The organism is Flavobacterium phycosphaerae, assembly GCF_010119235.1.
Classification (GTDB): Bacteria; Bacteroidota; Bacteroidia; order Flavobacteriales; family Flavobacteriaceae; genus Flavobacterium; species Flavobacterium phycosphaerae.
Window position 1 is genome coordinate 92,501 of record NZ_JAAATZ010000001.1, and the last position, 13,991, is coordinate 106,491.

General features: G+C 37.8%; 13 protein-coding genes, 2 tRNA genes and 2 rRNA genes (1 of these 17 cut by a window edge). 6 read left to right on the forward strand and 11 right to left on the reverse strand.

Annotation, left to right across the window (positions count from 1 at the left end; all coding sequences use genetic code 11):
- From GUU89_RS00385 to GUU89_RS00410, 5 genes are all read right to left on the reverse strand, one after another.
- A 23S ribosomal RNA gene (locus GUU89_RS00385) occupies window positions 1-565 on the reverse strand (it extends 2,316 nt beyond the left edge of the window).
- A gap of 115 nt (window positions 566-680) precedes the next feature.
- A tRNA-Ala gene (locus GUU89_RS00395) sits at window positions 681-754 on the reverse strand.
- 134 nt (window positions 755-888) lie between these two features.
- Window positions 889-962: transfer RNA gene (locus tag GUU89_RS00400), tRNA-Ile, on the reverse strand.
- A gap of 88 nt (window positions 963-1,050) precedes the next feature.
- A 16S ribosomal RNA gene (locus GUU89_RS00405) occupies window positions 1,051-2,562 on the reverse strand.
- Together the 16S and 23S rRNA genes with 2 tRNA genes alongside form the textbook arrangement of a ribosomal RNA operon.
- A gap of 539 nt (window positions 2,563-3,101) precedes the next feature.
- On the reverse strand, window positions 3,102-3,821 hold the full coding sequence (locus GUU89_RS00410) for a DUF4294 domain-containing protein (RefSeq protein WP_235921909.1): 720 nt from the start codon (window positions 3,819-3,821) through the stop codon (window positions 3,102-3,104).
- Between the two features lie 80 nt (window positions 3,822-3,901).
- Between GUU89_RS00410 and GUU89_RS00415 the strand changes: the two genes are divergently transcribed.
- Window positions 3,902-4,990 (forward strand): M42 family metallopeptidase, encoded by a 1,089-nt coding sequence (locus tag GUU89_RS00415; RefSeq protein ID WP_162126098.1) that lies wholly within the window; start codon window positions 3,902-3,904, stop codon window positions 4,988-4,990.
- Window positions 4,991-5,073: 83 nt separating this feature from the next.
- Here GUU89_RS00415 and GUU89_RS00420 read toward each other — a convergent pair whose 3' ends face one another.
- From GUU89_RS00420 to GUU89_RS00430, 3 genes are all read right to left on the reverse strand, one after another.
- Window positions 5,074-5,556, reverse strand: a complete 483-nt coding sequence (locus tag GUU89_RS00420; protein ID WP_162126099.1) for a hypothetical protein — start codon at window positions 5,554-5,556, stop codon at window positions 5,074-5,076.
- Window positions 5,557-5,751: 195 nt separating this feature from the next.
- Window positions 5,752-6,024 carry an ankyrin repeat domain-containing protein gene (locus GUU89_RS00425; RefSeq protein ID WP_317163834.1) on the reverse strand — a complete coding sequence of 91 codons (273 nt, stop codon included), beginning with the start codon at window positions 6,022-6,024 and terminating at the stop codon, window positions 5,752-5,754.
- Between the two features lie 249 nt (window positions 6,025-6,273).
- Window positions 6,274-7,221: a phosphoribosylaminoimidazolesuccinocarboxamide synthase gene (locus tag GUU89_RS00430; RefSeq protein ID WP_162126100.1), complete on the reverse strand. Its 948-nt coding sequence runs from the start codon at window positions 7,219-7,221 to the stop codon at window positions 6,274-6,276.
- A gap of 131 nt (window positions 7,222-7,352) precedes the next feature.
- On the opposite strand from GUU89_RS00430, the gene GUU89_RS00435 reads away from it, so the two are divergent.
- Window positions 7,353-8,579, forward strand: coding sequence for a serine hydrolase domain-containing protein (locus tag GUU89_RS00435; RefSeq protein ID WP_162126101.1), 1,227 nt, complete (start codon window positions 7,353-7,355; stop codon window positions 8,577-8,579).
- On the opposite strand, the gene GUU89_RS00440 is transcribed toward GUU89_RS00435, so the two are convergent.
- A complete protein-coding gene (locus GUU89_RS00440; protein ID WP_162126102.1) occupies window positions 8,580-9,410 on the reverse strand; it encodes a CvfB family protein in 831 nt (276 codons plus the stop codon).
- Between the two features lie 119 nt (window positions 9,411-9,529).
- Between GUU89_RS00440 and GUU89_RS00445 the strand changes: the two genes are divergently transcribed.
- From GUU89_RS00445 to GUU89_RS00455, 3 genes are read left to right on the forward strand one after another with little or no spacing between them, the layout of a single operon-like run.
- Window positions 9,530-10,024: an RNA polymerase sigma factor gene (locus GUU89_RS00445; protein WP_162126103.1), complete on the forward strand. Its 495-nt coding sequence runs from the start codon at window positions 9,530-9,532 to the stop codon at window positions 10,022-10,024.
- 5 nt (window positions 10,025-10,029) lie between these two features.
- Window positions 10,030-10,680, forward strand: a complete 651-nt coding sequence (locus GUU89_RS00450; RefSeq protein WP_162126104.1) for a hypothetical protein — start codon at window positions 10,030-10,032, stop codon at window positions 10,678-10,680.
- 40 nt (window positions 10,681-10,720) lie between these two features.
- Window positions 10,721-12,250 (forward strand): glycosyltransferase family 39 protein, encoded by a 1,530-nt coding sequence (locus tag GUU89_RS00455; RefSeq protein WP_162126105.1) that lies wholly within the window; start codon window positions 10,721-10,723, stop codon window positions 12,248-12,250.
- 101 nt (window positions 12,251-12,351) lie between these two features.
- On the opposite strand, the gene GUU89_RS00460 is transcribed toward GUU89_RS00455, so the two are convergent.
- Both GUU89_RS00460 and GUU89_RS00465 read right to left on the reverse strand, forming a co-directional pair.
- Window positions 12,352-12,828 (reverse strand): hypothetical protein, encoded by a 477-nt coding sequence (locus tag GUU89_RS00460; RefSeq protein WP_162126106.1) that lies wholly within the window; start codon window positions 12,826-12,828, stop codon window positions 12,352-12,354.
- Between the two features lie 87 nt (window positions 12,829-12,915).
- A complete protein-coding gene (locus GUU89_RS00465) occupies window positions 12,916-13,275 on the reverse strand; it encodes a hypothetical protein (RefSeq protein WP_162126107.1) in 360 nt (119 codons plus the stop codon).
- A gap of 472 nt (window positions 13,276-13,747) precedes the next feature.
- Between GUU89_RS00465 and GUU89_RS00470 the strand changes: the two genes are divergently transcribed.
- The gene (locus GUU89_RS00470) at window positions 13,748-13,969 is read left to right on the forward strand and encodes a hypothetical protein (RefSeq protein ID WP_162126108.1); all 222 of its coding nucleotides are present in this window, start codon (window positions 13,748-13,750) and stop codon (window positions 13,967-13,969) included.
- The last annotated feature ends 22 nt before the right edge of the window (window positions 13,970-13,991 follow it).

Consider the following 13,991-nt stretch of genomic DNA (forward strand, 5'->3'; position numbering starts at 1 on the left):
GCTCCGACCGCTTGTAAGCGTATGGTTTCAGGATCTATTTCACTCCGTTATTCACGGTTCTTTTCACCTTTCCCTCACGGTACTGGTTCACTATCGGTCTCTCAGGAGTATTTAGCCTTAGCGGATGGTCCCGCCAAATTCAGACAGGGTTTCACGTGCCCCGCCCTACTCAGGATACCACTATCCTTATCTTCTCTTACTTATACGGGACTATCACCCTCTGTGGTTAACCTTTCCAGGTTATTCTAATTCAATCCGCAAGAAATGTCGTGGTCCTACAACCCCAGCATTGCCGTAACAACACTGGTTTGGGCTAATCCGCGTTCGCTCGCCACTACTTACGGAATCACTTTTGTTTTCTTCTCCTCCGCCTACTTAGATGTTTCAGTTCAGCGGGTTTGCCCATCTATCGATGTACTATGTCTTCAACATAGTGGGTTGCCCCATTCGGATATCTACGGATCAATTCGTGTGTGCCAATCCCCGTAGCTTTTCGCAGCTTATCACGTCCTTCTTCGCCTCTGAGAGCCTAGGCATCCCCCATACGCCCTTATTTTGCTTATTGTACTTTTTAGCTTTTGGCTAACAGCTAATAGCTATCAGCTAAAGCAGTGTTCTTTCTACTTTGTTATTATTTTCTTATCTCAATATGTCAATGAACTTTTTCCGTTTCCGGATCGTGGAGAATATCGGAGTCGAACCGATGACCTCCTGCGTGCAAGGCAGGCGCTCTAGCCAGCTGAGCTAATCCCCCAATCTAATTATGAATTGTGAATTATGAATTATGAATTGGCTATCCATAACCCCTCAACCCTAGAATTTCCTTTATAAACTCAAACAGCCCTTCTTAATGCGTAATTACTAATTCGTAATTCCTAATTTAAAAAGTAGTCCCGCCCAGACTCGAACTGGGGACCCCTACATTATCAGTGTAGTACTCTAACCAGCTGAGCTACGAGACTCTGTTTTTTTGCTTATTATAATATTTGAACTAACAGCGAGAGTAATTGAATTGTCTAATCTAAGACCTATCCTTCTTTTTGTCTCTAGAAAGGAGGTGTTCCAGCCGCACCTTCCGGTACGGCTACCTTGTTACGACTTAGCCCCAGTTACCAGTTTTACCCTAGGCAGCTCCTTACGGTCACCGACTTCAGGTACCCCCAGCTTCCATGGCTTGACGGGCGGTGTGTACAAGGCCCGGGAACGTATTCACCGGATCATGGCTGATATCCGATTACTAGCGATTCCAGCTTCACGGAGTCGAGTTGCAGACTCCGATCCGAACTGAGAACGGTTTTATAGATTCGCTCCTGGTCACCCAGTGGCTGCTCTCTGTACCGTCCATTGTAGCACGTGTGTAGCCCAAGGCGTAAGGGCCGTGATGATTTGACGTCATCCCCACCTTCCTCACAGTTTACACTGGCAGTCTTGTTAGAGTTCCCGACCTTACTCGCTGGCAACTAACAACAGGGGTTGCGCTCGTTATAGGACTTAACCTGACACCTCACGGCACGAGCTGACGACAACCATGCAGCACCTTGTAAATTGTCCGAAGAAAAATCTGTTTCCAAATCTGTCAATCTACATTTAAGCCTTGGTAAGGTTCCTCGCGTATCATCGAATTAAACCACATGCTCCACCGCTTGTGCGGGCCCCCGTCAATTCCTTTGAGTTTCATTCTTGCGAACGTACTCCCCAGGTGGGATACTTATCACTTTCGCTTAGCCACTCAGATTGCTCCGAACAGCTAGTATCCATCGTTTACGGCGTGGACTACCAGGGTATCTAATCCTGTTCGCTCCCCACGCTTTCGTCCATCAGCGTCAATCCACTGGTAGTAACCTGCCTTCGCAATTGGTATTCCATGTAATATCTAAGCATTTCACCGCTACACTACATATTCTAGTTACTTCCCAGTAATTCAAGTCTGACAGTATCAATGGCCGTTCCATCGTTGAGCGATGGGCTTTCACCACTGACTTATCAAACCGCCTACGGACCCTTTAAACCCAATGATTCCGGATAACGCTTGGATCCTCCGTATTACCGCGGCTGCTGGCACGGAGTTAGCCGATCCTTATTCTTACGGTACCGTCAAGCTCCTACACGTAGGAGTGTTTCTTCCCGTACAAAAGCAGTTTACACACCATAGATGCGTCTTCCTGCACGCGGCATGGCTGGATCAGGCTTGCGCCCATTGTCCAATATTCCTCACTGCTGCCTCCCGTAGGAGTCTGGTCCGTGTCTCAGTACCAGTGTGGGGGATCTCCCTCTCAGGACCCCTACCTATCGTAGCCATGGTAAGCCGTTACCTTACCATCTAGCTAATAGGACGCATGCTCATCTTATACCGTTGGAACTTTAGTTATCAAATGATGCCAGTCAATAACACTATGAGGTATTAATCCAAATTTCTCTGGGCTATCCCTCTGTATAAGGTAGATTGCATACGCGTTACGCACCCGTGCGCCGGTCTCTAGTATTGCTACTATACCCCTCGACTTGCATGTGTTAGGCCTGCCGCTAGCGTTCATCCTGAGCCAGGATCAAACTCTTCATCGTATATTGTTTGCTCTTTCGAGCTAATTATTTAGACAAAGGCTAGGCTTTTCAAATCTTCCGATTCTCTTACTCTCTTTTATTTGTTTTAGAATCTCTTCTAAAACGGCTGTCAATTCAATATGTCTATGAACGTTTTCTTATCTTGTTTTTCGCCTCTCTTTCGGTTAGCGGGTGCAAAAGTAAGTAACTTTTTTATTCTGGCAAGCTTTTTTGAAAATATTTTTAATTTTATTTTCCCTCCACTTGTATTCCCAAAACTTTCAATGAACTCCCTCTCTTGCGGGGTGCAAATATAAAAACTAAATTCTTCCCAATCCAAATAAATCTCGCCCTTTTTTTGTCTTTTTTTTAATCCGCTGATTTAAAGTTTTTTGCAATCACCGTTGGTCGATTATTTTTTTAAACCATCACAAAAACACAAAACACTTCCCTCTTTAGCCCCGATTGCAGTGGCTACCGCGTAGCACGGAAAGCGGGAAAATGGACAACAAAAAAGCCCGAAACTTTCGCTCCGAGCTTTTACACTATATATAGTAGAGTTATTTTTTTAATGCTTTTTTCTCCCAATAGTCGGTTAGTTCGTCTATATCAACCGGATTGGCCGGCTTTTGAGGTACCAATCTGCCTCGGGTAAAAGCTCTATCGAGAATGGTTTCGATTAGAAAATCTTCATTGACATCGTAGGGAGCGTATTTTGTTTTTAGATTGATATCAAATAGACGGGCGGTATTATTGGACCAGAAGGCCTTCCAACCGCTTTTGTAGTCTTTAATAAGTTCAAAAGTGGTAAAACCGGTTTGACGGTGGATTAGTTTGACTAAAATTTGGCCTTGTTTACGAGACAGTTTTTTAAGTTGGCCGGTGAATTCGCCTTCTATATAATCTTCTACGATTTTGAAGTACTTTCTTTTTTCGCGTTTTGATTTAAGTTTATCCAAGTTTTTGTTCAGTACTGTCAAACGTTCTGCTGCAGTTTTAGCATAAGGATATACTTTATAAACTCTGTTTTGCAACAAGAGAAACGCTTTCTTTTCTTCGGCTGTTAGTTTTTGTTTGTAGACGATTACTTCTTCTAACTGAACCGGTTCATCAAGAATGGTGTCGCTTTCCTCTACTCCTATTTCTCTTTTAGGAATAGAATCGGTTGTAATTTGAGCTTTTGTAGCTAATGAAATAAGGAACATAAAAGCGAAAAAACACAGCTTTTTACTCATGCCTTTACAATTGTCTTTTGGGTATTCGTGATTCTTGAATTTCATGGATAGTATTATTAAGGTAAAAATATATAATATCCTTAACAACTGTAATGCCAAATTTATATTTTAGCGAAAAAAAAATTATGGCAACAGAATCGATACTGACAAAATCATCGCTTTCTTTTTTGGAAAGTTACTTAAATAATGCTTCACCGACCGGTTACGAATCGAATGGGCAAAAACTTTGGATGGACTATCTAAAACCTTATGTGGATAGTTTTATTACGGATACTTATGGTTCAGCCGTGGGTGTGATTAACGCTGACGCACCTTATAAAGTTGTTATTGAAGGACACTCGGATGAAATTTCGTGGTACGTAAATTATATTACTGACAACGGTCTTATCTATGTGATAAGAAATGGAGGTTCTGATCATCAAATTGCGCCTTCGAAAAGAGTAAACATTCATACTAAAAAAGGTATTGTGAAAGGTGTTTTCGGTTGGCCAGCTATTCATACCAGAAATCGCGGCAAAGAAGAGTCGGCCACATTACACAATATTTTTATTGACTGTGGCTGTTCGACCAAAGAAGAAGTAGAAAAATTGGGAGTTCATGTAGGCTGTGTGATTACCTATCCTGATGAATTCATGATTTTAAACGAAAATAAATTCGTTTGTAGAGCTATTGACAATAGAATGGGTGGTTTTATGATTGCTGAAGTAGCTCGTTTATTGAAAGAGAATAAAAAGAAATTGCCTTTTGGTTTATACATCACTAATTCCGTTCAGGAAGAAATAGGACTCCGAGGTGCCGAAATGATTACCAATACTATAAAACCTAATGTTGCAATTGTTACCGATGTTTGTCACGACACCACAACTCCAATGATTGAGAAAAAAATTGAAGGTGATTTACAGATGGGCAAAGGTCCGGTAATTGCTTATGCTCCAGCGGTTCATAATACTTTGAGAGATTTAATTGTAGGTACAGCGGAAGAAAAGAAAATTCCGTTTCAGCGCCATGCTACATCAAGAGCTACGGGAACGGACACTGATGCTTTTGCTTACAGTAACGGTGGTGTAGCTTCGGCTTTGATTTCGTTGCCGCTTCGATATATGCATACTACAGTTGAAATGGTGCATCGTGAAGATGTTGAAAATGTTATCAAACTGATTTACGAAAGTTTATTAAAAATAGAAAACAACGATTCTTTTTCATACTTTAAATAATCACAAACAAAAAGCATCATTAGTAAAGACGAACTAATGATGCTTTTAACTCTCGCAGTGTTGCGAAAGCAATCAACCTAAACTTATAGTTTTAAATCTACTGATACTGCAATATTATTGTTTGAAATTTTATTGCTTTTTACAGATCGATTAATTTTTTCGAAATCTAATGGGTACACTTCACTGGTAACTGTACTTTCAATGATTTGATTAGCTTCATTGATATAGTCTTCGAATGTTTTTTCTAGTGAAAGTGGTTGAGCGATTACTTCTTGACTTTCGGTGATTAATTTGTTTTCAGCGATGACATCTTCTATAGTTTTTGTGTAATTAGTTTTGATTACTGTATTTGGATCAAAAACAGTAGTCTCGTCTGAATTATTGGCAAATGTAATTTTAGAGAATTCTTGATTTACAAAAGCCTGTTGGCTTTGTTGATTGTCTTCTACACTTACTGTAGTTACTTCTTGTTGGTTTAAATCTTGTGTTTTAAACTCACTTGCTGCTTTGCTATTGGTAGTAAAAAGTAAAGCAACTAGTCCTAAAAATGTGATTGATGTTTTCATGATGATTGATTTTTTTTTTAATTGATGATTTTAGTATTGTTATTAATATCCTATGCAAATATATATCTAAAAACAAGTATCTTGTATTACATAGTACTTAATTTTAACAAATTTTTAACTTTTAACATTCTCTATCATGTTGATTTTAAAGATAAAAGCACCGTATACGATTGTAAACGGTGCTTTTGTAATTTCTTAGGCTTGTTTCAAAATAGCCAATGCCTCTTGAGAATTTGAGAATTCTGCATATTTTAAAGCAGTATACCCTCTTTCATCTTTCACCTCTTTTTTAGCTCCTTTTTCTAATAAATACTTAATAATATCTACTTTGTTGTAGCGAGCCGCAAACATTAGAGGTGTCATTCCGTTTGATTCTTCATTGACATCTGCTCCATATTCAACGAATTTTTTTACTGTAGTTAAATCGCCTTTGTAAATAGCAGTACACAAAGGAGAATTTGGATCCATTACAACTTCTTTAGAAATTGCAATGTTTGAAACATTAGATGCCAATGATACATTAGCAAAAGCTACTAGAGCTAAACCTGCGAAAATGATTGTTTTTTCATGATGATTTGATTTAAAAGTTATTGATTGACGATAAGACGTCTGACCATTAATTTTCGTTGCATCAAATAGTTAACTATAACAAAACTTTAACATTTGGCATAAAAAAACCACGCCTGAGCGTGGTTATTAATTATATACTTCTTCATTTTATGATTTCAAAAACTGGAAAACGTTTTGTTCTATGCGCTGGTTGATATTTGAAATATCAGCTTTTATGAATTTTTCACCAATAATATTCTCATACAATTCAATATAACGTTCAGAAACTGTTTCGATATATTCATCAGTCATATCAGGAATTTGTTGTCCTTCTTTTCCTTGAAAACCATTTTCAATCAGCCAACGGCGAACGAATTCTTTAGACAATTGTTTTTGCTCTTCACCTCTGTCTTGTCTATCCTGATATCCCTCAGCATAAAAATAACGGGAGGAATCGGGAGTATGTATCTCGTCAATTAAAACAATCACTCCGTCTTTGGTTTTCCCGAATTCATATTTAGTGTCTACCAAAATTAACCCTCTGCTTGCGGCTATCTCTGTTCCTCTTTGATACAAAGCTCGGGTGTATTTTTCTAAAACCAGATAATCTTCTTCAGAAACTATTTGGTTAGCCAATATAGCTTCTCTCGAAATATCTTCATCATGCGAACCGTTATCCGCTTTAGTGGTTGGTGTTATAATAGGTGTTGGAAATTTGTCGTTTTCCTTTAATCCTTCAGGCATAGTTACTCCACAAATACTTCTTTTACCCAAAGCATATTCACGGGCAGCATGACCCGAAAGATAACCGCGAATGACCATTTCAACTTTAAAAGGTTCACAAAGATGGCCAATGGCAACATTTGGATCGGGAGTAGCAATAAGCCAGTTAGGTACAATATCTTGTGTCAAATGCATAAACTTGGTCGCTATTTGATTCAAAATTTGGCCTTTATACGGAATGCCTTTAGGCATTACGACATCAAAAGCAGAAAGTCGATCAGTGGCTATCATGACTAATAATTCGTCATTTATGTTATAAACCTCTCGTACTTTACCTCTGTAAACAGATTTTTGCCCCGGAAATTGGAAGTGGGTTGTAGTGATAGTATTCATTATAGTGTGTTGTTGTTGGCGCAAAAATAGTTTCTTTTACACACATACACAACCGAAGTTGGGGTTTCATTTTCGACATTTATTTTCATTTGTATTAAAAAATTGTTATTATTGCACTAATTATAAGATACATGAGAGTCGCCCTAGTCACATTCTTCTTATCGCTAGTTTTCTATATTTCGGGACCAAGAGACAAAAGACCTACTTCTTTTTTTGGCCATGATACTATAGACAGTACTTTTATTACCATCCCGTTTTCATTGAGGATGGGGAATGTATCCGACAGCTATGTCAGACAAATTACTCCCAAAATAGATTCTTTTTACAGCAAAAACATTAAGTCGCCTTACTATAGCGGTGGATTTATTGTTGCCAAAAACGGACGCATTTTATACGAAGACTACCAAGGTTATTCTGATTCAAAAAATAAAACCCCTATTGATTCTTTAACCGCCATACACTTAGCTTCAGTAAGTAAAGTACTTACTGCTACTGCAGTTTTAAAATTGGTACAGGAAGACAATATTATGTTAGACCAAAAGGTTACTGACTGGTTGCCGAAATTCCCATACAAAGACATAACGATTAGAATGTTGCTAAACCACCGAAGCGGTATTAAACCGTATTCAAGTTTTAGTGCTTTGCTAAAGAAAAATTGGAACAGTCGAAAAGTACTTTCTAATCAGGATATTTTGGATTTATTGGTACAACATAAATTCAAAAAATTATTTCCAACGAACACTCGTTTTGATTATTGCAATACCAATTATGTATTATTAGCCTTAATCATTGAAAGAGCTACCGGAATGAACTATCGTAAGGCCATGCAAGAGTTAATCTTCAAACCGCTTGGAATGAAGAGTACTTATGTATTCAATTATGCAACTGATAAGGAAACAGCTTCTAAATCTTACAAAGGTAATGCACAATTCCCTTGGGATCAATTTGATGCTTTGTATGGTGATAAAAACATTTACTCTACTCCCAGAGATTTGGTAAAATTTGATTTAGCTACTTATTCGCCTGATTTTATCAAACCGGAACTTTTGCAAGAAGCTTATGTTGGCTATAGCTCAGGTCAAACCGCAAAACCGGTAAAAGATTATGGTTTAGGAATGCGCATGCGATTTTTACAACCTACCGGAGAAAAATTGATTTACCATAATGGTTGGTGGCATGGTAACAACACTTCATTTGTACCGGTTAGAAAAGATACGATAACGGTTGTATGTTTAGGAAATAAATATTCAAACCGTCCTTATACTACGCTAAGCATGGTGAGTAATTTATTTTACAAAAAGCCAAAGGCAGCAACTCATGAAATTCCAAGTGAATTAGAACTTGCCGGTAGCGAATAACTACTCTTTTACCAAATAAATCCCGTCTTCTTTGATTTCAATTTGTTTGTTTTTGTAAAGCGAACCGATTGCTTTTTTAAAGGTCTTTTTACTCATCTTCAACACCGTTTTGATGTCTTCGGGATGACTGTTGTCATTTAGTCTCAGGAAACCTCTGCTGGCTCTTAACTCGTCTAAGATTTTCTCGGCATTGGGTTCAATGTTTTCATAACCCAACTTTTGCAACGAAACATCAATCTTATGATCGGGACGGATGGTTTTTACATACCCCGTCATACGGTCACCCAAACGGATATCATCATATACTAGGTCTTTGTATAAAAGTCCTTTATGCGTGTCATTAATAATGACATTAATCCCTAAATCGGTAATGTGCGAAATGATTAAATCTACTTCATCGCCCTCGGCTACGGTTAAATTTTCATTGCTCAAAAACTGATTCGTTTTGCTCGAGGCCACAATCCTTCCGGTCTTTTCATCAATGTAAGCAAATACCAAATAGCGTTTCCCTTTTTCCATTGGACGAGCTTGCTCTTTGAACGGCACAAACAAATCTTTCTCTAATCCCCAATCGAGGAAAGCTCCAAATTTGTTGACATAATTCACCCGCAACAAACCAAACTCATCCATCAAAATATAAGGTTCTAAAGTGGTCGCCACCGGTCTTTCTTCGTGGTCAAGATATACAAATACAATAATCTCATCGCCTACGGTATAGTCCTTAGGCATATATTTTAACGGGAGCAGCACATCGTCTTTTCCGTCGGTTAAAAACAATCCTACTTTGGTTTCTCTGGCTATGGTTAGTGTATTGTAATGCCCTATATTCATCTTGTTTGCTTGTCAATTTGCTTTGCAAAGATAGGCAAATTTGAAACTTGAATTTGCATTTTAAAATGTGTAGTTTTGTGTAGTGTAACAAAACCAATACTTTTTACACTAACAAAGCTATGAGTGAAAACTTAGAACAATCGTTTGTCAAGCAGCTAAAGGAGAACCAAAACATCATCCACAAGATATGTAGGTTGTACACCAATGGCGAAGACGCTCACAACGACTTATTTCAGGAAATCACCATTCAGCTTTGGAAAGCCTTCCCGAAATTTAGAGGCGAATCTAAATTTTCAACTTGGGCTTACCGCGTGGCCTTGAATACCGCCATCACCCTATACCGAAAAAGTACCCGTTCTATCAACACGGTGACATACGAAGGGCAGTTTCATTTCATCAGTCAAGAAGAATACAATCACGAAGAAGAAGAACAACTTAAGTTGATGTATCAGGCCGTGCAACAGCTTAATGATATCGAAAAAGCATTGGTCTTCTTGTACTTGGAAGACAAAGATTACACCGAAATATCGGAAACATTGGGGATTAGCGAAGTAAATGCGCGAGTGAAAATGAACAGAATTAAAGGAAAATTAAAAAAAATATTAAATCCCTAAGGATTATGGAAGAGTTGGATTTATTAAAAAAAGCTTGGCAGAAAGACAGTCATTCTTTCAATCAGGTTACCGAAAACGAGATTTACAGCATGATACATAAAAGGTCATCCTCTATTGTGAAATGGATTTTGATTATCAGTATACTGGAATTTGTTTTTTGGAACATCATCAGTGTGATGTATTTGGGCGATGGTTATATCCGTAAAAAATATGGTAAAGACATTTATGAATATGTTGTCGAAATCAATACCATATACAACATCATCAATTATACTGTGGTTGCTGTATTTATTTATTTGTTTTATAAAAATTACAAACGCATATCAACTACTACCTCTACCAAGCAATTGATGAGTGATATCCTGAAAACCCGCAAAACAGTACACTACTATGTGTGGTTCAACATCTTGTTTTTTGTGGTAGGCACTTTGGTTATCTTATATGTACAATTAAACTACGACTCCAAATTTGCTGCGCTGATGCAAAAAATTCACGAAGATTCGGGCTATATGACCTTGTGCAAGTCACTCGGAATTATACTGGGCTTTATGCTGCTTATTGTAGTGGGAATTTGGTTATTCTACAAACTGATTTATGGCATACTGCTGGGCAAGCTGAATAAAAATTACAAAGAATTACAGAAAATAGATTTATAATAAAAAGTCCCTTTTGGGGCTTTTTTTGGATACTTGAACTATGACGAAAAAGGCTTTACTACTATTCGGCTTCATAGCATTGAAGTTTATATTGCATTACTTTTTAATTAGTCCCGAATATGATTTGCATCGTGATGAATACTTGCATCTTGACCAAGGCAGACATTTAGACTGGGGGTATATTTCGGTGCCGCCTTTTACTGCTTGGGTCTCTAAACTGATTTTGCTTTTAGGCAACTCGGTATTTTGGGTCAAGTTTTTCCCTGCCCTGTTTGGAGCTCTCACTATTTATATCGTATGGAAAACCATTGAGTCCTTGAACGGAAGTCTTTTTTCCTTGATATTAGGTTCGGTTTGTATTTTGTTCTCGGCCATTTTAAGGCTTAATATATTATACCAACCTAATTCTTTCGACGTGTTGAGTTGGGTGACATTTTATTACATCGTCATCCGGTATATACAAACTCAAAAATCCAAATGGCTATTTATAGGAGCTTTTGCTTTTGCGTTGGGCTTTCTTAACAAATACAACATCATTTTTCTGCTCATTGGGCTGTTACCTGTTTTTCTGTTAACCAAACATCGTGTGGTGTTGTCTAAAAAACAACTCTGCTGGTCGTTACTGCTAGCCATACTAGTAGTCACTCCTAACCTGCTTTGGCAGTACAACAATCATTTCCCGGTGGTGCACCATCTCAAAGAATTGGCCGCTACGCAATTAGTCAATGTTGACCGATTTGATTTTTTAAAGCATCAGTTACTTTTTTTCATAGGATCGTTCTTTGTGATTATTTCAGGCTTAGTGGGATTGTTGTGTTACAAGCCTTTTAAGCCCTACCGATTGTTTTTCTTTTCCTTCTTTCTAACCCTTTTCGTTTTCATGTATTTTAAAGCTAAAGATTATTATGCCATAGGTCTTTACCCAATTTATATAGCATTTGGCGCGGTCGTTTTAGGCGAATGGTTAAAAACAGGGTGGAAAAAATACTTGCAACCGGTTACCATTGCCTTGCCTCTATTGCTTTTTATACCGGTTTACAACATCGCTTTTCCAAATAAAAGTCCGAACTATATTTTAGAACACCCCGAGCCTTATAAAAAATTTGGTTTACTTCGTTGGGAAGACGGAAAAGATCACACCCTCCCACAGGATTTTGCCGATATGCAAGGCTGGAAAGAACTAGCTCAAAAAGTAGACTCGGTTTATACCAAAATTCCTGACCCACAACACACCCTTATCCTTTGTGATAATTACGGACAAGCAGGTGCTATTAACTATTATACGCAACAAAAAATACAAGCTGTTTCTTTTAATGCCGATTATATTAATTGGTTTGACCTTACCCAAAAACATAAAAACTTAATCCGAATAAAAGAAGCCGATGGGAGCCAAACCGAACTAAAGGAAACTTCTCCCTTCTTTACTACTGCTTCAATTGCTGGGACTATAACCAATCCCAATGCTCGCGAATTTGGAACGACAATCTTTGTTTTTACCGGAGCCAAAATGGATATCAACGGTCGAATAAAAGTCGAGATAAAGCAATATAAAGACTATCTCAAAGAATAAATAAAAAGTCCCGCTACTAACAGCGGGACTCTTCTTTTTGTGGTATTTTGATTTTGACATCAAACCCATTTACGTAACAAAACTGTTTTTGGTTTGCTGTCCTAAAGATACTTGTGTATCACTTCTTGCCATTGCTCGGCCAATTTTTGTTCTTCATAGCCATATACCGGAACGATATAGGGTTTTTCTCTGTCGTGAAACAGCAGGTCATTGCTTTGTGACATTCCGTTTTTGGCAAAGAAAATCCATTCTACTTTTTTCACAATATTGGTTAACCCTTGCGGATTGTCGGTCGCTACAGCACAGCCTTTGGTTTCGGCCAAATCGCGAAAGGCTACGTAAGGTTCCTTTAGATTAAAATCTATAAAAAGTAAGCCTTTGTTTTGAGGGTCAATGGCCAGGGCTTTTCGGTTTTGAGAAGCTACCAACTCAAAACTGTAGCGGTTATTTTGACTGTATTGGGCAAAAAGGGTTTTGATTTGGTTTTTGTCTACTTTATTGGCTTTGATGACAAAATAGACCGGTATGACTACTATTAAAAACAGTATCGTACCTATGATAATTATAGGTGTTTCCATGTTATATTTTTTTAAATAAATGATTGGCAAGGCTATCCCGGTGCGGAAGCCCTGCAGTAACTACTGTAACAAAAAGCGGTTACGGCTTTACCAAAAAATATGATAAGGAAACAAAAGAAGCGATACGCTTTGGCAACGGTTAACGTCTTGAAGTAGGATAGTCGTTGTACCAACAGCGTTAATAGCTAAGGTCAACTCATCGTCAGAAGTTATAGCCACATACCCGGCCGGCATTGGTTTAGCCGTAGGCTCTACTCCTGTTCTTACTGTGAGTACTTGCGGTTGCAGCAACTCTTTAGTGAGTGCGTGTTTGCCTTTAACGAGCATTACAGTTTTGGTTTCCTGGGCGTCACTTATGGGCCCCACAGTTTTGGCCACCGCGAAGTTGCTAACCAGCAACAGCAGTACTCCAATTTTAACCAACGCTATGAATCGTTTTGCAAACATGAGGCAAAAATAGCCTTATTTACTGAGGTAAAGTGGTAAAAGAAAGTTAAAAGCAGTACTTTGAAATAGTTAACACCTAAAAAAAGCGGTAAAAATATAGTGTCAAAAAAAAGTTGTGACATTAAATTATGTGACAAAATATTTTGTCACATTTTTCTTTGTCACAAAAAATTACACCCAATAAAAAGGCTTTAAAAATGAAATGAGAAATTTTACAAGAAATGAGGTTTTTTGAACGAGTTGTTTCTAATTGAGCAACCAGTAACACCAAGAAATTACACGAATGGGTTGCTGATAAAAGTTATCGTGCTAATAAAACTTAAGCACTAGTCTATCAATGCGGTTTAAAGCAATAACACTTTATCTAAAGAAAAATTATATATCTTTACTTTAAAGGCTGCTTTTTATAACACACTTGCAGCCTATTTTTATCAGAACAAAAAAATAAGTATACACCTAAACCCAAAAAACAATGAATCGATTTTTCTACTTTAAAGTGACATTTTTATCCGTTTCGGCCGGGCTTTTTGCCGGTATTATAGTTTACGGATTATTTGATATTGATTTTTCAAATAGCGAAGCACTAACAAAATTAGTCACTAGATCTTTTGTAACGGCCATAGTAACAGGATTGCTATTAGGAATACTAAATATGTTCTTTAAAATTGGAAATTTCCCCAATAAAGAAAAATAATGATATTGTTACGTAATTCTAT

Coding starts and splice junctions, on each gene's coding strand:
- GUU89_RS00460 (WP_162126106.1), bottom strand. CDS start 12,828: ATGGAAACACCTATAATTATCATAGGTACGATACTGTTTTTAATAGTA.
- GUU89_RS00465 (WP_162126107.1), bottom strand. CDS start 13,275: ATGTTTGCAAAACGATTCATAGCGTTGGTTAAAATTGGAGTACTGCTG.
- GUU89_RS00430 (WP_162126100.1), bottom strand. CDS start 7,221: ATGAATACTATCACTACAACCCACTTCCAATTTCCGGGGCAAAAATCT.
- GUU89_RS00455 (WP_162126105.1), top strand. CDS start 10,721: ATGACGAAAAAGGCTTTACTACTATTCGGCTTCATAGCATTGAAGTTT.
- GUU89_RS00425 (WP_317163834.1), bottom strand. CDS start 6,024: ATGGATCCAAATTCTCCTTTGTGTACTGCTATTTACAAAGGCGATTTA.
- GUU89_RS00450 (WP_162126104.1), top strand. CDS start 10,030: ATGGAAGAGTTGGATTTATTAAAAAAAGCTTGGCAGAAAGACAGTCAT.
- GUU89_RS00420 (WP_162126099.1), bottom strand. CDS start 5,556: ATGAAAACATCAATCACATTTTTAGGACTAGTTGCTTTACTTTTTACT.
- GUU89_RS00435 (WP_162126101.1), top strand. CDS start 7,353: ATGAGAGTCGCCCTAGTCACATTCTTCTTATCGCTAGTTTTCTATATT.
- GUU89_RS00415 (WP_162126098.1), top strand. CDS start 3,902: ATGGCAACAGAATCGATACTGACAAAATCATCGCTTTCTTTTTTGGAA.
- GUU89_RS00410 (WP_235921909.1), bottom strand. CDS start 3,821: ATGAAATTCAAGAATCACGAATACCCAAAAGACAATTGTAAAGGCATG.
- GUU89_RS00445 (WP_162126103.1), top strand. CDS start 9,530: ATGAGTGAAAACTTAGAACAATCGTTTGTCAAGCAGCTAAAGGAGAAC.
- GUU89_RS00470 (WP_162126108.1), top strand. CDS start 13,748: ATGAATCGATTTTTCTACTTTAAAGTGACATTTTTATCCGTTTCGGCC.
- GUU89_RS00440 (WP_162126102.1), bottom strand. CDS start 9,410: ATGAATATAGGGCATTACAATACACTAACCATAGCCAGAGAAACCAAA.